This is a genomic window from Brevundimonas sp. DW-iso22 (assembly GCF_058725425.1).
On sequence record NZ_JBZXEB010000004.1, the window covers coordinates 408,795 to 425,690 of the forward strand.

The window sequence follows — 16,896 nt, forward strand, 5'->3', positions numbered from 1 at the left end:
GACCGTCTGAGTGACGCGGGGGCAACACCCGGCTAGACCCGCGCCACACCGCCACACAACCGCCACCTCCATCCGGTGCACAGGGATGGAGCCCATGCACGAATCGCGACCGAGGACGCCTGAATGACCATCGCCGCCCACGCCACGTCCATGCTGAACCCGATCGAGATGTTCATGGCGGCCGATCTGGTCGTGAAGGCCGTCATGATCGGTCTGGTCGTGGCCTCGCTGTGGTCCTGGGCGGTCATCATCGACAAGGCGATCAAGTTCAGCGGGCTGAACAGCCGCGCCAGGGCCTTCGAGGCTGAGGTCGGATCGGGCCGGTCGCTGGAGGATATCGCGGCCCAGGCGGGCACCAATCCCGAGCACCCCCTGCCCCGCATGCTGGTCATCGCCCTGGCCGACTGGCGTGAGACACGGACGCGCGGTCCGCTGAACGAGCATCAGGGCAATCTGCTGGTCTCACGCATCGACCGCGCCGTGGACAGCCTCATCGCGCGGGAGAGCCAGCGTGTCGAAAACGGACTTGGCGTCCTGTCGGTCGTGGCGACGTCCTCGCCGTTCGTCGGCCTGTTCGGCACGGTCTGGGGCATCATGAATGCGTTCGGGGCCATCGCCGCCTCGGGCAACACCAATCTGGCCACCGTGGCCCCGGCGATTTCCGAGGCCCTGTTCGCCACGGCCCTGGGTTTGGCCGCCGCCATCCCGGCCTATATCGCCTACAACAAGTTCTCGATCGATGCGGGCAAGTTCACCGGCCGTCTGGAGAGCTTTGCCGACGATCTGCAGGCCGCCGTCGCGCGCCGCCTGAGCGGCCCGGCCCCCAGCGCGCCAGCCAGCCGTCCCTACGATGACACCGCCCGCCGGGAGTATTGAGCCATGGCCATGGGTGGAGCAGCAGGGGGCGGAGGTCGCGGACGCGGTCGACGCCGTGCCCGCAAACAGCCGCTGAGCGAGATCAACGTCACCCCCTTGGTGGACGTCATGCTGGTGCTGCTGATCATCTTCATGGTCTCGGCCCCGCTGCTGACCGTCGGCGTGCCGCTGGAACTGCCCAAGACCGAGGCCGGGGCCGTCGATGCCAGCGATGAGCCCGTGACCGTCTCGATCAAGGAGGACGGCGAAATCTTCGTCGGTGAGGGCGGCGTCAGCTGGGACGATCTGGTGCTGCGCGTGGCCCAGGAAGGCGGCGAGGGTGCCCGCGAACGCCCCGTCTTCGTCCGTGCCGACGGCCGCGCCCCCTATCAGGCCGTGGCCCGCGTCATGGCCCGCCTGTCGTCCGAAGGCTTTACCAAGCTGAACCTGATCACCGACACCGCCGCCTCGGGCGAGGGGAACTAGGGCGTCATGCAACGGCCCGCGCCCGCCCTGATCGCCTCGGTCCTGCTGCATGCGGGCGTGATCGGCATCGCCGTCCTGGCCAGCAGCCTGGGCTGGGTGAAGGCGCCTTTGCCGACCGTCACAGCCGTGCCGGTGTCGATCGTCTCGGACGTGGTGATCGAGGCCGGTCCTGCCGACAATCCCAGCGAGGAAGTGGTCACCGAGGACGCCACCACCGCCCCGGTCGAAGTGCCGCCGGAGCCCCTGCCGGTCGAACCTACGCCGCCCGCCCCGCGTCCGACGCCCACGCCGACCAGACCCGCGCCCACGCCACGTCCACAGCCCACACCGCCGCGCGCCCAGCCGACGCCGCGTCCTCCGGCCCAGCGCCCGGCGACCCCGCCCCGCAACCAGCCCGCGCTCGATCTGGACGCCCTGTCCGGCCCACCCCGCACAGCCACCGCGCCGGGCAATCGGCCCCGCACCGGTCAGCAAGGCCGAGGCACCGCACCGCAAGCGGTCGGCCGCGCCTCGCTGCAAGCTCTGGCGGCTCAGATCTACAACAACTGGGACCTGCCCTGCTCTCTCCCGGGTGGGCGCGACGCAACCATCCGCGTGCTGGTCACTCTCGACGAGAACGGGCGCATCGTAGGACCGGTCCGCGCCACCCACCCCAACCGTGCCATAGCCGATGGGGTCGAGCGCGCCATCCGCGCCACCGCCCCCTTCCGCATGCCCGACGGCTATGAGCAGCAGCAACTGCCCTTCTCCTTCCAGACGGCCAGCCTTTGTTGATGCGTGATGCGCGATGCGTTATCATCAGTCCATGCGCACGACCCTCTCCATTGATGATGACGTTCTGGACCATGCGCGCGCACGAGCCGAGCACGAGAACCGGCCCTTGGGCAGCGTGGTGTCGGACCTGATGCGGCGCGGCCTGAAAGAGGCCGAGGCCCGGCCCACGCATCGAAATGGCTTTCGGCTTCTGCCCTACCGCGACGGTCCGCCCGTAACGCTGGAAATGATCAACAAGCTCAGAGACGAGGAAGAGTGACCTATCTGCTCGACGTCAACGTCCTGCTGGCCATTCTCGACCCCGGCCATGTCGCGCATGACAGTGCCCAGACCTGGTTCCAGACGACGCAGCCCGACTGGGCCACGTGCCCGATCACCCAGAACGGAGCCTTGCGCATTCTAAGCGGATCAACCTACCGGTCTGCAGGGGGCGCTCCACGTTTCACCCCCGCCGAAGTGGTCGCCTCGCTGTCGCATATGGTGACGGTTCGGGGTCACGTCTTCTGGGCCGACGATCTCAGCCTGCTCGATTCCGATCTGGTGGATGCCTCCGCCATCACGTCCAGCCAGCAGGTCACCGACACCTATCTGCTGGCTCTCGCTGTCAGCAAGAACGCGAAACTGGCAACCTTCGATCGCAGACTTTCGCCGCGCGCCGTCAGAAATGGGGCACAGGCGCTCGTGCAACTGGGGGCCTGACTTGGTGATTGACCGAATGTCGCCTCAATGCACCCCAAGGTGCTTCCACAAGACTTGCCGGTTCACGCCGGCCATCAGACCCGGAGCTACGACATGATCCTGAAACACCTGATCTTCGGTACGGCTGCGGCAGCCTTGGTCATCGGTTCGGCAGCTGTGGCGCAGTCCCCGCAAACCCCGCCTCAGCAAGAAGACATCGTCGTGGACCAAGGCGTCCTGCGCCCGCTTCAGATCGCTGTCGTCAACTTCAACGGCCCGAATGGCTCCGACGTCGGCGGTGTGATCCGCGACGACCTGCGCCGCACCGGCTATTTCCAGCCTCTGGATCCGAACAGCTTCGTCGAGACCGGACTGACCCTGGCCAATGCGCCGAACTTTCCGCAGTGGACCTCCATCGGAGCACAGGCCGTGCTGTATGGCGCGGTGACGCCACGTCCCGATGGCCGCAACGACTTCGGCTTCCGCCTGTACGACCCCTATCGCCAGTGCCAGCTGGTCTCCTACCAGTTCACCGCCACGCCCGAGCAGTGGCGCCGGATCGGGCACAAGATCGCCGACCTGATCTATCAGCGCATGACCGGCGAGACCGGCCTGTTCGACAGCCGCGTGCTGTTCGTCTCAGAGAGCGGCACCCAGCTGAACCGCCTGTCGCGCCTGACCATTTCGGACCAGGACGGGTTCAATCCGCAGTATCTGACAGATGGTGCCGAGATCATCATGTCGCCGCGCTTCTCGCTGCATGATCCCAACGAGGTCACCTATGTGGCGCTCGGCAAGGATTACAGCCGCATCTATCTGCTCAACCTGACCACCGGCCGTCGCGAAAGCCTGGGCGAGTTCGACGGTCAGGTGCTGGCTCCGCGCTTTTCCAACGACGGGTCGAAGATGGCGTTCTCGATCATCCGGGGCGGCAACACCGACATCTATGTCATGGACCTGTCCAGCCGTCAGGTGCGTCGCCTGACCAGCGATCCGGGCATCGACACCTCGCCGACCTTCAATCCCGACGGCAGCCAGATTGCCTTCACCTCGGACAGGTCTGGCAGCGCACGCATCTATGTGATGCGGTCCGACGGCTCGGGCCAGCGGGCCATCGCGCGCGGCGGCGGCCTGTACACCGCACCGAACTGGAGCCCGCGCGGCGACCTGATCGCCTTCACCAAACAGGGCGGCGGCCGCTTCTCGACCGGCGTCATGAACGCCGACGGTTCGGGCGAGCGCATCCTCTCGTCCAGCTATTTCGAGGAAGGCCCCTCCTGGGCTCCCAACGGCCGCTACATCATGTTCGCGCGCCAGAGCCCGGGCGGCGACACCCGTCTGTGGACCGTGGACCTGTCGGGCCGGGTGATCTCTCAATCCGGCTATACCGGTCGCGGCAGCAGCCCGGCCTGGTCGCCCCTGCTGGACGAACAACCCACCAATCTGGGCGGACGGGCGGCAGACGCCTGCCCGGCCTGACAGACCAAATCGGGGCAACACGGGAGCCTTATCGTTCAAACCCGCGTTACCCCGGTTCCCCATGACACGAACCGGCCCTATTCGGTTCATACAGCCAAGCTAGGCCCCGGCCCCGAAGATCTAGGAGACGTCCCATGATGAAGACCTCGAAGCTGATGCGTATCGCTGCCGTCGGCGTGGCCGTGACCGCTATCGCCGCCTGCACCCCACGCCGCCCCGCCGATACAGGTGCCGGCAACGAAGTCCCGCCCGCCAACAACCCTGTCTATCCCGGTGCCGGCACCGGCAACGTGGACGGCGGCAACCTTGGCGTACCCGCCGCCGGTTCGGAGCAGGACTTCGTCGTCAACGTCGGCGACCGCATCTATTTCGACCTCGACAGCTATGACGTTCGCTCCGACGCCATGCCGCGCCTGGACGCCCAGGCCGCCTGGCTGCAGCGCTACCCGCAGGTGACCGTCCGCATCGAGGGCAATGCCGACGAACGCGGCACCGCCGAATACAATCTGGCCCTGGGTGCCCGCCGCGCAGAGTCGATCCGGACCTATCTGGTCCAGCGCGGCATCCCCGCCGGTCGCATCGACACCATCAGCTTCGGCAAGGAGCGCCCGATCGCCGCCGGCTCGACCGAGGACGCCTTCGCCCGCAACCGCAACGGCCACACGGCCATCGTCTCGGGCGCGATGCGCTGATCTGACGGTCACAACGAATCCTGGAAAGGCATCGGCTCCGGCCGGTGCCTTTTTTGTTGCGACCCGTTAACAGCGCCAGCCTTGCGGACGCCGCAAATCGGTGGGACGACAGGGACATGAAGCGCCCTGCCCTTTTCCGCCCCCGCAATGCCGTCCTGACCGTGCTCGGCCTGGTCCTGATCGCCGGGACGACGACGGTCGTAGCCCAGACAGCGCCCCTGCCGGCCGTCCAGTGGGATAATCGCCGGCTCGAGCAACTGGACCGCAACGTTCGGCGCCTGGAACGCGCCGTCACCCAGCGCAACGCTGCCGGTCAGCCGGTTCTGGTGGAGCCGGACCCCGAAGTGATCGCCCTGCAAGGTCAGGTCGGCATCATGGATCGCCGCCTGCGCGACCTCGAGGCCACCGTCCAGCGCGTCAATGGCGACCTGGAGCGGCTAAGCTTCCAGCTGGACGAGAGCCAGCGCGACAACGCCGCCATCGGTACCCGGCTGAGAGACGCCGAAACCCGCCTGCGCACGATGGAAACCGCCGCCCAGGCCGCCGCCGCCCAGCGCGAAGCTGAAGCCGAACAGGCCGCCGCCTCCCCCACCGGAGACGCTGCCAGCGATCTGGCCGCCGCCCGCACCCTGGTCACCGTCAACCGACAGGGCGGACTGGAAGCGCTGGAACGGGTCATAACCAACTGGCCCAACACGTCCGAAAGCCGCGAGGCCGAGTGGCGTATCGGCGACGCCGTCCGTGCCGCCGGAGACCAGGGTGCCGCCGTCTCGGCCTACGCCCGCGCCCTGCGAGGCTGGCCCACTGACGCCTGGGCCGGGGAAGTGACCCTGAAGCTGGCGCGTGGCCTGGCCGCCACCCAGCGCCCGGCCGAAGCCTGTGCAGCCCTGGGCGAGTTCACCCGCCGCTACAACGCCCGCGCCTCGGCGGACCTGCGCAGCGTCGCCGCCCGCGTGCGCTCCGACGCGGACTGCGCCTGATCTCGTCGGACGATGCGACCGTCGCCTTTGCCGGTGTCCTCGATCGCCTGAGCGCCAAGCTCATCACTCATGTCGATGCACCTGTCGCCCTGGGCCTTTCAGGCGGCAGTGACTCCCTGGCCCTACTGAAACTGGCGACCGACTGGGGCCGTCAGAGTGGTCGCCGCATCCTGGCCCTGACCATCGACCACGGTCTGAACCCCGACAGCCCTCGCTGGACGACCTTCGCCCGCGACGCCGCCCTCGCCGAGGGTGCAGACTGGCAGGGACTGAGCTGGGATGGCCCCAAGCCGAGCACAGGCCTGCCCGCCGCCGCCCGCCGCGCGCGCCACGCCCGGCTGGCCGAGGCCGCCCGCGCGGCCGGAGCCCGCGTCATCCTGCTGGGCCACACCGCAGACGATGTGGCCGAGGGCAACTGGATGCGGGCCGAGGGGTCGACCCTGGGTCGGGTGCGGGAATGGTCGCCCTCCCCCGTCTGGCCTGAGGGCCGCGGCCTGATGCTGTTGCGGCCAATGCTGGAGGTGCGACGCCAGGCCCTGCGGGATTGGCTGGCGGCGCAGGGCGCGGGCTGGACCGATGATCCGGGTAATGAGGATGTCAGATTCGCCAGGAGCCGCGCACGCAGATCCCTTCTCCCATTGGGAGAAGGTGGGGGGGCGGCAGCCCCCTCGGATGAGGGGTTACGGTACTTGACGACCTTGGCACCTGACGCCCTCACCCTTTCGCGCCAGAACGACAGCTTTGCTGCCGTGCGCTCAAGCCCTCTCCCACCGGGAGAGGGTCTCCTGACCCTGGACCGTACCATCTCTACGCCGACCCTCGCCGCAGCCTTCGTCTGCGCTGGGGGAGGCGAACGCATGCCCCGTGGCGACCGCCTGAACGCCCTCATCGCAAGACTGGCGACCGACGACACCTTCACCGCCACCCTCTGCGGCGCTCGACTTCACGCGACACCCGACCACATCTTCATCCACCGCGAAGCCGGGGAGTTCACCCGCCGCCCGCCGCCCGACATCACCCTGAACCCCGGCATCGAGGCCGTCTGGGACGGTCGCTGGGCCATCACGGTCTCCGAGCCCGGCTGGACCGTCACCGCCGCCGCCGGTCGCATGAGCGCGCTGTCGAAAGCCGATCGCGCCGTCCTGAACGCCCTGCCTGCCGCCGCACGCCCAACCCGGCCTGTACTGATCCGGAACGGTTCGGATGCCCCGGTTCTTGCAGGCACCATCGGTCAGGCGCGCTCCCTGGTCGAACAGAGACTGGCGCTGGCACTGGACGCAGTGACGCATGAGCGCCATCTGTCCTGAGCAAGACATGGCGCTGGGGCTAGGAAACGCCTATTTCGAGTGCTGACATCACAGGCTGACGGGGCGGCTTCGCGTCCCGAGGGATCGAGACGAGAATGAATCTGCGCAATTTCGCCATCTGGGGCGTGATCATCCTGGGCGCGCTGACGCTGTTCATGGCCTTCGGCGGCGGGGGCAACACCCCCATGCCCGGCCAGAAGGCCGCGCCACGTCCCGAGCCCATCACCTACACCCAGTTGGTCGGATACCGGAACGGCAACCAGATCGCCGGCATCGAGGTCAAGGGCGAGACCCTGACCGGTACGCTCAAGAACGGCACCAGCTTCACCACGACCACGACCCTGCCCAATGGCGACCTGATCGAGAGCATTCAGGCGACGGGTGCCCAGGTCGACATCAAGTCGACCCGCACCTCCATCTGGCTGAACGTCCTGATCGGCGCCCTGCCGATCCTGCTGATCATCGGCTTCTACTTCCTGATCATGCGTCAGATGCAGGGTGGAGCCAGAGGTGCCATGGGCTTCGGCAAGTCCAAGGCCAAGCTGCTGACCGAGCACAAGGGCCGCAAGACCTTCGAGGACGTCGCCGGCGTGGACGAAGCCAAGGAAGAACTGTCCGAGGTCGTCGACTTCCTGAAAGACCCCGGCAAGTTCCAGCGCCTGGGCGGCAAGATCCCCAAGGGTGCCCTGCTGGTCGGCCCTCCCGGTACCGGCAAGACCCTGCTGGCCCGCGCCGTGGCCGGTGAGGCGGGCGTGCCCTTCTTCTCCATCTCCGGTTCGGACTTCGTGGAGATGTTCGTCGGCGTCGGCGCCAGCCGCGTGCGCGACATGTTCGAACAGGCCAAGAAGAACGCCCCCTGCATCATCTTCATCGACGAGATCGACGCCGTCGGTCGTCACCGGGGCGCTGGCCTGGGTGGCGGCAATGACGAGCGCGAGCAGACGCTGAACCAGCTGCTGGTCGAGATGGACGGCTTCGAGGCCAATGAAGGCATCATCCTGATCGCGGCGACCAACCGTCCCGACGTGCTGGACCCGGCCCTGCTGCGTCCCGGCCGCTTCGACCGTCAGGTCGTGGTGCCCAATCCCGACGTCAACGGGCGCGAAAAGATCATCCGCGTGCACATGAAGGACGTGCCACTGGCGGCCGACGTCAACGTCAAGACGATCGCGCGCGGTACACCCGGCTTCTCCGGTGCCGATCTGGCTAATCTGGTCAACGAAGCCGCCCTGATGGCCGCGCGCAAGGATCGCCGCATGGTCACTCACCGCGATTTCGAGGACGCCAAGGACAAGGTCATGATGGGGGCCGAGCGCCGCTCCATGGCCATGAACGAGGAAGAAAAGCGCCTGACCGCCTATCACGAAGGCGGCCACGCCATCGTCGCCATGAACGTCAAGATGGCCGACCCCGTGCACAAGGCGACCATCGTCCCGCGCGGCCAGGCCCTGGGCATGGTCATGCAGTTGCCGGAAGGCGACCGCTACTCCATGAAATACCGCCAGATGGTCGATCGCATCGCCATCATGGCGGGTGGCCGCGTCGCCGAAGAGCTGATCTTCGGAAAGGACAACATCACCTCCGGTGCCTCATCCGACATCCAGCAGGCCACGAAACTGGCCCGCCGCATGGTGACCCAGTGGGGCTTCTCCGACGTGCTGGGCACAGTGGCCTATGGCGAGAACGAGCAGGAGGTCTTCCTGGGCCACTCGGTCGCCCGCAGCCAGAACGTCTCGGAAGAGACGGCCCGCATCATCGATGCCGAGGTCAAGAAGCTGGTCACCTCCGGCTGGAACGAGGCCCGCAAGATCCTCAAGACCAAGGCCGCCGATCTTGAGACCCTGGCTCAGGCGCTGCTGGAGTACGAAACCCTGTCCGGCCAGGAGATCAAGGACCTGATCGAAAAGGGTCAGGCCCCCAACCGCGATGAGTCGAACTTCCCCAACGCCGGCCCCTCAGTCTCCGTGCCCATCACCCCGGTGTCGGATGGCGTGACCGTCGAGGTCGAGCAGCCGACTGTTCACTAGGGCTCCATACAGCCACACAGACCAAGGCCTCCGGAGCGATCCGGAGGCCTTTTGTCTTGGGCCGGGTTGCCAGGCTCAAAACAAGCGACGCCTTGACTTGGCCGTATTGAGCGTCCATTTGCGCTGCGTCGCACAATAGCGATATCCGGTGCGCTCCAGCGCGTGTGGGTCTTCCGTCTATCGAAGACCTGACTGTAGCAGCGGCCGGCCCTCAAGATTCATTCGCTGCCCGGACACGCGGGGCGGCGCCCGACCACCCCGGCGGCTTCGATTTCGAGGCTCTATCGGGACTGGCGGTGCGCGGCCTTTTCGGCGTTGAGCCATGGCCGTTTGCGCGTCGCCACATACGCGAAAGAAACGGCTCCACATGAGCAACAAGACATTCGAATCCTTTGGTCTGAACCCGGCCCTGCTGCAGGCGCTGACCAGTGAAGGCTATACCATCCCCACGCCGATCCAGGCCCAGGCCATTCCGGACGTGATGGCCGGCAAGGACCTGCTGGGTATCGCCCAGACGGGTACCGGCAAAACGGCCGCCTTTGCCCTGCCGATCCTGCACCGTCTGGCCGCCAACCGCATCGCGCCGGTGCCGCGCACCACGCGCTGCCTGGTGCTGAGCCCCACGCGCGAACTGGCCACCCAGATCGGCGAGAGCTTCAAATCCTATGGCAAGCACCTAGGCTTCCGCGTCGCCGTCATCTTCGGCGGCGTTAAGTACGGCGGTCAGGAACGCGCCCTGAACCAGGGTCTGGACATTCTGGTGGCCGCGCCCGGTCGTCTGCTGGACCACCTGCAACAGCGCAATCTGGACCTGTCGCAGACCGAAATCTTCGTGCTGGACGAGGCCGACCAGATGCTGGACCTGGGCTTCATCAAGCCGATCCGCCAGATCGTGTCGCGCATCCCGGCCAAGCGCCAGAACCTGTTCTTCTCGGCCACCATGCCCAGCGAGATCGGCAAGCTGGCGGGTGAGCTGCTGAAGGATCCGGTCAAGGTCCAGGTGACGCCGCAAGCGACCACGGTCGAGCGCATCAACCAGTCGATCATCCATATCGAACAGGGCAAGAAGCGCGCCCTGCTGACCGAGATGTTCGCCGATCCCGGCTATACCCGCTGCCTGGTCTTCACCAAGACCAAGCACGGGGCCGACAAGGTCGCGGCCTATCTGGAGGCCGGCGGCGTCGAGGCCGGAGCCATCCACGGCAACAAGAGCCAGCCCCAGCGTGAACGCACCCTGGCCGCCTTCAAGGCCGGCAAGCTGCGCGTGCTGGTCGCCACCGACATCGCCGCCCGCGGCATCGACGTGGACGGCGTCTCGCACGTGCTGAACTTCGAGCTGCCGCATGTGCCGGAAGCCTATGTCCACCGCATCGGCCGGACGGCCCGTGCGGGCAAGGACGGCTCGGCCATCAGCTTCGTGGCCGGCGACGAGATGAAGCTGCTGCGCGACATCGAGAAAGTCACGCGCCAGAAGATCCCGGCCACCGACCGTCGCAACGACAAGTCGCTGGCCCTGCTGGACCAGTCGATCATGGCCTCGGGCGTCAAGTCCAAGGCCTCCATGCCCGACGACGGGCGCGGCGATCGCCAGCAGCAGCGCGGCCCGCGCAACCCGCGCCGCGACGGCGTCAAGCTGGAAGGCGGCGGACAACCGCACCGCGTCCGCAAGCCGGGTCCGGGCCGCGACGCCCGTCCGGTGCCGGAACGCGCCTTCGATCCGCTGGCGCGCGAGCGTCCGCGCAACAGCAACAACGACCCGCGCCACACCAGCGCGCCTGCCGCCGAGGGCAAGCCCGCCGGCGAGATCAAGCGCCGCCCCCGCAACCGCCGCCCCTCCAACGGCGGCAAGGGCTATGTCGCCAAGGGCTGATCGCCTTGAAGTGACCTGAAAAACAACGCCCGCCGAAGCGATCCGGCGGGCGTTGTCGTATTTGCGATCAGAAGCCAAGGTCAGGTCTCGCCCCATGGCGGACGGTGCTAATCGCTCGGCACCGCTTGAAGGTCACTGCTCAGGCGGCTCTTGAGATACTCACGCCATGCGGCGACTGATGCGGCGCGGTCAGCATTTGATGCTCCGTTGTAGATGAAACCGAAATGTTCGCCGGTGATCTGATTGAGCACCGCCGCCAAGGCATCGACCATTAGCTCCGGGCCGTAATGTCGGATTCCTTCGAACGCATCAGGCGAACGATTTTTGAGTGAAATGGCGGACCATGGGAGTTGCCGACGATCATCCATAAGAGCAATCAGTGTCGGCACGCCTTCGGAACCGATGGCGATCAGTTCGTCGAATAATCCTTGCTGTCGCTCCGCGCTGGCCCGCCCCCGAGGCAGCGAAGCAATCTGGTTCACAATCCGCCGGACATCCGACCGAAGGGGCGCGGCATCCGACTGGGCGAATGATGGCAAGGGGGCACAGTGCATCAACGCTGGCGAAGAAACGATCAGCACCGCAGTGGCCGCAATGATGTTCAGACGGCCCATCGGTTTCGCCCCTCATGAGTAACAGACCAAGTGGAGCACATCAGACCCTACCGATCCATGGCGATGCCCGCTTTCCACCCTCAACGGTCATTCAACACGTCCGCTCTCTGCCCCACTCCGCACACGAAAACGCCCGCCGGAGCGATCCGGCGGGCGTCGTCTTGTCCGGGGTGTGTGCTCGCCTAGAACGCCCAGCGCGTGCCCAGCGACCAAGCCAGGCCATAGCCCTCGGCGGTGCCGCGCAGGCTGGACAGGGTGGCGGCAGGGGTGCCTTCGTACAACGTGCGGTCGCTGAAGATGTCGCCGTCCTCGAAGGCGACATAGGTCAGGCCCAGGTCCATCGTCAGCCGGTCGGTCGCCTTGACGGAGAGACCGCCCGAGACCAGCCAGCGGTTGGAGTCCGGAATGCGCGCCGTACGCTCGGTATCGCGCGTCGGCGTCGGCGTGTAGCCCAAACCGCCCCGGAAGGTCAGGGTGTCGGTCGCGGCATAGTCGAAGCCGACCGCGCCGGTTGTGACGTCCCTGTAGTCCTGAACGATGGTCTGGCCACCGGTCGGATAGACCACTTCAATGGCGTCGAACTCGGACCAGCCGATGCGGTTGACCTGGGCGTTCAGGGTCAGTCTGTCCGTCGCGCGATAGCGCACCGAGGCGGCGATGAAGGACGGCGTGCTGAAACCGGCGGTGCCCGCCGTGTCGACATTGGCGCCCTCCAGCGGCCCGACCAGGCCGGAGATCAGGACGTCGCCGTCCAGCTCATGCTCGATGGACGAACGGTAGCTGAGCCCCAGGTCGAAGCGACCCAGATGCGCCTGCGCGCCCACGTTCCAGCCATAGGCGATGCCGTCGCCTTCCAGTGAGGAGAACCCGTCCGGCAGCGCGGGCGACAGATTGGGCAGGGCGGAGGTCAGCTTGGCCTTGGCATACTGGGCGTCGAAGCCCGCGCCGATGTCCAGCCAGTCCGTCACCTTCATCGCCCCCACCAGGCCGATGTTGGCCGAGCGCAGTTCGGACGTCAGGGCGTCATAGCGGGCGAAGGATTCGGGCTGGTATTTGGTGGTGAAGTTGTAGGGCGCGGCGATGGCCAGGCCGACGGCGAACCGGTCGCCGACGGGCGTGGCGATGGCGAAGTTGGGCACCAGGCCGCTCTCGATCGGGCTGTTGGCGTTGTTGCCCGCGACCGGCACCGTGATATCGCCGGGATAGGTCAAGGTCGATCCGGCATTGTTCACCTCCGAGCCCACGGCCACGGCATGGATTCCGGCGGTCACCTCGCGCCCGCTGCGGGCGATGGCGGCGGGGTTCCACCACAGCGACGACACGCCGGTATCGGCCGCCTCGCCCGAATAGGCCCGGCCGGCGGCGCGGGCGGACTGTTCCTGCAGATAATAGGCCTGGGCAGCGGCGGGCGATGCGGCGGCGACGGCAACGGCCGAAGCCGCGCCGGCCAGAAGAAGGCGGGACGTGTTCATGGGACTGACTTTCACAACGCGGCACCGATCGGATCGGCGGCGGGACTGGAACTGTGCCGGGGAGGCCCGCGTGGAATGGGCGACCGCGTCCCGGGCTGCAACGCCTGCGGGGTCGCCTCGCGCGAAGGTGATCGATGTTTAGTGGGTCACCGAACAGTGGAAGGCGAGTAGGGAGGTGCCTGGCCGCAAATGGCTTGTTTTGCGAGGCGAACGAAAAGACCGCTTCCGACCCTTCTCAGACATTCATCTTGGCGATTCGGCTGCGAAGCCCGGCAGTCCGGAGGATGAGAAACAACCCACCGATGGCACCCGAGGCATAGCTGGCCAGATGCGCATACGCTGCTGCCGAAAATGCGACGTGCTTGCTTTCCGGAATCACAGCGCCCCACATGCCTGGGACGGCGGCAACTTGAGACCCGACTAGTACAGCGCCGGACAATCCGGCCGCCAAGGCCACACCGCCACATACCAGCATCAACAAGATTATTGGTCGCCGCAGCATCCTCAGAGGGATCGTCGGAGCGCGACCAAACTGGGCAGCAAAGGCCAGTACGAGCCCCAGCGACAATCCGACCCACCAAGTTGCGATTATCCCCCATCCGATCGCCAGCAGAACTGGCGAGCTTGTCGGAAAAACGGGAGGATGAGCGATCGTAAAATACTCAACGCACAAGTGAGCAGTGATTTGATCGTGAAGGATGCCGTACGTGATGGCTGCACAAGTCGCGAACGCAACGATCTTTAGGACCTCAGACATCCGCCCCATGAACTATCTCCAATATCCGCCGTCATAGCTACAGGAGGAGGAGCCTGTCCGCTCCCCACTCAAAGGCGACAGAGGTCTGGTTTCCACCCATAGCGGACATTCAACACGGCCGCTCCTCGGCCCATCCCGCACTCACCAAAACGCCCGCCGGAGTGATCCGGCGGGCGTGGGTCGTTTCTGGTGTTTCGTCCCTGTAGATCAGGCCGCGGCGCTGGCCGGGGCGGCGTTTTCCGACGGGTCGCGCAGGACATAGCCCCGGCCCCAGACGGTCTCGATATAGTGTTTGCCGCCGGCGGCCGTCGCCAGCTTCTTGCGCAGCTTGCAGATGAAGACGTCGATGATCTTCAGCTCGGGCTCGTCCATGCCGCCGTACAGGTGGTTCAGGAACATTTCCTTGGTCAGGGTGGTGCCCTTGCGGAGGCTCAGCAGCTCCAGCATCTGGTATTCCTTGCCCGTCAGGTGGACGCGGTGACCGTGCACCTCGACCGTTTTGCCGTCCAGGTTCACGGCGATCTCGCCGGTGTGGATGATGGCCTGGGCGTGACCCTTGGAGCGACGGACCACGGCGTGGGTGCGCGCGATCAGCTCGTCCTTGTGGAAGGGCTTGGTCATGTAGTCGTCGGCACCGCCGCCGAAGGTCTTGACCTTGGTCTCGATCTCGGTCGAACCCGACAGGATCATGACGGGGGTGTTGACCTTGCCGACGCGCAGCTGGCGCAGGACTTCCAGGCCGTTCATGTCGGGCAGGTTGAGGTCCAGAAGGATCAGGTCGTAGTCATAGATCTTGCCCAGATCGATGCCTTCTTCCCCCAGGTCGGTCGTATAGACGTTAAAGCCTTCCGACTTCAGCATCAGCTCGATGCTTTGCGCGGTCGCGTGATCGTCTTCGATAAGCAGAACGCGCATTCAGGCCCCTCCAGGCTAAGCTCAACCGTATGAATATGGCCCCGCTTAACGGGTAACCTTGTTCCGACGTTAATCTATCAGAACCTTAAGAAAGGTTAACGCCGTCCCGATATGAGAATCAGTAGGCTGATTTGCGAATCGCCGTCGAGAGTCCGCGAGTCAATCCGGCGAAAATTCTTCGATCCACAGCCCCTCGGTCGCCTATCGGACGCCTACGACCGCAACTGACGTAGCAGGACTATATTCCTATTCTCACGACCGGCGCATGCAAACGACCGGGCGATCAGTGAGCGAGGGGTGTATCGATGGCGCAGACATATCGGGTTCAGGTGACGCAGGGCGACCGGATCAAGGCGGGGCTGGCGCTCCAGATGGTGGCGGCCACCACGGGCGTGCCGGTGGAGAGCATGACGGCCCGGGCACGGCTGTCGGGAGCGGCGTGCAAGGCACGGTGGCTGGCCATGTATCTGGCGCATGTGACCTACAGCTGGACACTGGATCATGTGGGGCATGCGTTCGGCATGAACCGCACGACGGCAGCGGCGGCCTGTCGCTGGGCAGAGGACGAGCGGGACAAGCCCAGGCTGGACGCCCTGATGGACCGGCTGGAGCGCAACCTGCGCGACGTGCTGGAGGCCCCGCGCTGCGAGCTGTCGGCATGAGCGATCTGGCCAAGGCGAGGCGGCTGCTGGCGCGGTCAGGCGCATGGGTGGATGCGACCGGTCAGACCTATGCGCTGCGGATCGGCACCACCCGCAGAGCGAGGGTGCTGCTGACGTTCGGCGAGGCGACGTTTCGGGAATTGATGACCCAGCCCGGCCTGCGCGTCCGGGGCGGCGGCGGCTGGATGCCCCGAACCGCGCGCGCCGGCGGCGATGCCACCTCCGAACCGGGCCGACCCGGCATGATCGACGGGGTGGCTCTGATCATGGACTCCGACGGTCGGTGGACCCCTCGCCGCGCCAATCTGGGCCAGTCGCCGATCGTCTGGCTGGCGAGGCGCAAGGACGAGAACGGCCAGGCCTGGCTGTCGCCCGCCCAGGTAGCAGCGGCAGGGCGGCTGGGGCTGGACGCAGAGGCCGCACTGCGCGGGCCGTCACTGACGATGCGCTGGGATGCCCTGCCCCGCTCCGGCGGTGGATCGGCGACACGGGCCGAGCCCGGAGATCAGTCCATGGCCGCGGGCCGCAGGGTCGAGGCGGCGCTGAGCGCCTGCGGCCCAGCCCGGGCGATGGTCGAAGCCATCTGCATTCGCGCCTCGTCCCTGCAACTGGCGGAGCAGGACCTGGGCCTGAGGCGTCGCAGTGGCAGGGCGTTGCTGATCCAGGGCCTGACCGACCTGGCTGTGCACTACCGGATCGGGTGATCAGGCCTGAGCCATCGCCGCCGCGCGTATCCGGCCCACCATATTGTTCAGCCCATTGGCCCGCTGGGGCGTCAGAGCCTGCGGCAGGCCCAGCCGGTCCAGGGCCGCACGGGCGTCGAAGGCCAGGATCTCGTCCGGCGTGCGGTCGGAATACAGACTGAGCAACAGGGCGATATTGCCCTTGGAGATGGCGCTGTCGCTGTCGGCGGTGAAGACCAGGCGGTCGCCGGTCGGATGCACGGCCAGCCAGACCTGGGCCGCACAGCCGGGCACCTTGTGCGCCTCGATGCGGTCCGCCTCGTCCAGCGGAGCCAGCCCCTTGCCCAGGTCGATGACGTATTCGATCCGCCCCTCCCAGTCGCCCAGCAGGTCGAACTCCTCGACCAGTTCGGCCAAGGTGTCGTCGATCAAGCGGCGGTCGGCGGTCGGCGTTGCGGTCATGTGGGCCAGATAGGCCGAGCGGGCGTTAACGACAACCGCCGCATCCATCCCCGGAAATCGTGACGCAGGGCGACGCAGCGACCTTGTGGCAGTCGCCTGTGGCGGGAACCGCCTTGGGACGACTCACCCCGTTCGCTAGTCTGACAGGACCGGAGATATCGTCCGGGCACGACATGACACCGA

General features: G+C 66.4%; 18 protein-coding genes. 13 read left to right on the plus strand and 5 right to left on the minus strand.

The genetic code is table 11. The features are described from left to right. Positions 1-123: 123 nt before the first annotated feature. From tolQ to AC4PRM_RS08405, 11 genes are all read left to right on the plus strand, one after another. Positions 124-876 carry a protein TolQ gene (gene tolQ / locus AC4PRM_RS08355; RefSeq protein ID WP_492039505.1) on the plus strand — a complete coding sequence of 251 codons (753 nt, stop codon included), beginning with the start codon at positions 124-126 and terminating at the stop codon, positions 874-876. Between the two features lie 3 nt (positions 877-879). Then, entirely contained in the window at positions 880-1,341 is a 462-nt protein-coding gene (locus AC4PRM_RS08360; RefSeq protein WP_487922464.1) for an ExbD/TolR family protein, read from the plus strand. Between the two features lie 6 nt (positions 1,342-1,347). Then, on the plus strand, positions 1,348-2,115 hold the full coding sequence (locus AC4PRM_RS08365) for a TonB C-terminal domain-containing protein (RefSeq protein ID WP_487922463.1): 768 nt from the start codon (positions 1,348-1,350) through the stop codon (positions 2,113-2,115). A 31-nt stretch (positions 2,116-2,146) separates the two neighbouring features. Further along, complete coding sequence (locus AC4PRM_RS08370; RefSeq protein ID WP_487922462.1) at positions 2,147-2,374, plus strand: CopG family transcriptional regulator; 228 nt, start codon at positions 2,147-2,149, stop codon at positions 2,372-2,374. After that, the gene (locus AC4PRM_RS08375; RefSeq protein ID WP_492039506.1) at positions 2,371-2,814 is read left to right on the plus strand and encodes a TA system VapC family ribonuclease toxin; all 444 of its coding nucleotides are present in this window, start codon (positions 2,371-2,373) and stop codon (positions 2,812-2,814) included. The genes AC4PRM_RS08370 and AC4PRM_RS08375 overlap by 4 nt, the downstream gene beginning before the upstream one ends. Positions 2,815-2,907: 93 nt before the next feature. Then, positions 2,908-4,272 (plus strand): Tol-Pal system beta propeller repeat protein TolB, encoded by a 1,365-nt coding sequence (gene tolB / locus AC4PRM_RS08380; protein WP_487922460.1) that lies wholly within the window; start codon positions 2,908-2,910, stop codon positions 4,270-4,272. A 137-nt stretch (positions 4,273-4,409) separates the two neighbouring features. Further along, positions 4,410-4,964 carry a peptidoglycan-associated lipoprotein Pal gene (gene pal, locus AC4PRM_RS08385; RefSeq protein WP_492039544.1) on the plus strand — a complete coding sequence of 185 codons (555 nt, stop codon included), beginning with the start codon at positions 4,410-4,412 and terminating at the stop codon, positions 4,962-4,964. Between the two features lie 116 nt (positions 4,965-5,080). Further along, the gene (locus AC4PRM_RS08390) at positions 5,081-5,944 is read left to right on the plus strand and encodes a tetratricopeptide repeat protein (protein ID WP_487922459.1); all 864 of its coding nucleotides are present in this window, start codon (positions 5,081-5,083) and stop codon (positions 5,942-5,944) included. A gap of 131 nt (positions 5,945-6,075) precedes the next feature. Then, positions 6,076-7,251 (plus strand): PP-loop family protein, encoded by a 1,176-nt coding sequence (locus AC4PRM_RS08395; protein ID WP_492039545.1) that lies wholly within the window; start codon positions 6,076-6,078, stop codon positions 7,249-7,251. 95 nt (positions 7,252-7,346) lie between these two features. Then, a complete protein-coding gene (gene ftsH, locus AC4PRM_RS08400) occupies positions 7,347-9,278 on the plus strand; it encodes an ATP-dependent zinc metalloprotease FtsH (RefSeq protein WP_487922457.1) in 1,932 nt (643 codons plus the stop codon). A 367-nt stretch (positions 9,279-9,645) separates the two neighbouring features. Continuing rightward, positions 9,646-11,148, plus strand: coding sequence for a DEAD/DEAH box helicase (locus tag AC4PRM_RS08405; RefSeq protein WP_373258284.1), 1,503 nt, complete (start codon positions 9,646-9,648; stop codon positions 11,146-11,148). 107 nt (positions 11,149-11,255) lie between these two features. Here AC4PRM_RS08405 and AC4PRM_RS08410 read toward each other — a convergent pair whose 3' ends face one another. From AC4PRM_RS08410 to ctrA, 4 genes are all read right to left on the minus strand, one after another. Then, positions 11,256-11,762 carry a hypothetical protein gene (locus AC4PRM_RS08410; RefSeq protein WP_373258285.1) on the minus strand — a complete coding sequence of 169 codons (507 nt, stop codon included), beginning with the start codon at positions 11,760-11,762 and terminating at the stop codon, positions 11,256-11,258. A gap of 182 nt (positions 11,763-11,944) precedes the next feature. After that, complete coding sequence (locus tag AC4PRM_RS08415) at positions 11,945-13,234, minus strand: OmpP1/FadL family transporter (RefSeq protein WP_492039507.1); 1,290 nt, start codon at positions 13,232-13,234, stop codon at positions 11,945-11,947. 235 nt (positions 13,235-13,469) lie between these two features. Further along, a complete protein-coding gene (locus tag AC4PRM_RS08420) occupies positions 13,470-14,000 on the minus strand; it encodes a hypothetical protein (protein WP_492039508.1) in 531 nt (176 codons plus the stop codon). A 198-nt stretch (positions 14,001-14,198) separates the two neighbouring features. Further along, positions 14,199-14,906 carry a response regulator transcription factor CtrA gene (ctrA, locus tag AC4PRM_RS08425; protein WP_487922452.1) on the minus strand — a complete coding sequence of 236 codons (708 nt, stop codon included), beginning with the start codon at positions 14,904-14,906 and terminating at the stop codon, positions 14,199-14,201. 305 nt (positions 14,907-15,211) lie between these two features. Here ctrA and AC4PRM_RS08430 point away from each other — a divergent pair, with 305 nt between their 5' ends. After that, complete coding sequence (locus AC4PRM_RS08430) at positions 15,212-15,568, plus strand: helix-turn-helix domain-containing protein (RefSeq protein WP_492039509.1); 357 nt, start codon at positions 15,212-15,214, stop codon at positions 15,566-15,568. Then, positions 15,565-16,272 carry a DUF6456 domain-containing protein gene (locus AC4PRM_RS08435; protein ID WP_492039510.1) on the plus strand — a complete coding sequence of 236 codons (708 nt, stop codon included), beginning with the start codon at positions 15,565-15,567 and terminating at the stop codon, positions 16,270-16,272. Before AC4PRM_RS08430 ends, AC4PRM_RS08435 begins: the two co-directional genes overlap by 4 nt. Here the strand turns inward: AC4PRM_RS08435 and AC4PRM_RS08440 are convergent, their stop codons facing one another. Next, positions 16,273-16,713 (minus strand): SufE family protein, encoded by a 441-nt coding sequence (locus AC4PRM_RS08440; protein ID WP_492039546.1) that lies wholly within the window; start codon positions 16,711-16,713, stop codon positions 16,273-16,275. It lies immediately after the preceding gene. Between the last annotated feature and the right edge of the window lie 183 nt (positions 16,714-16,896).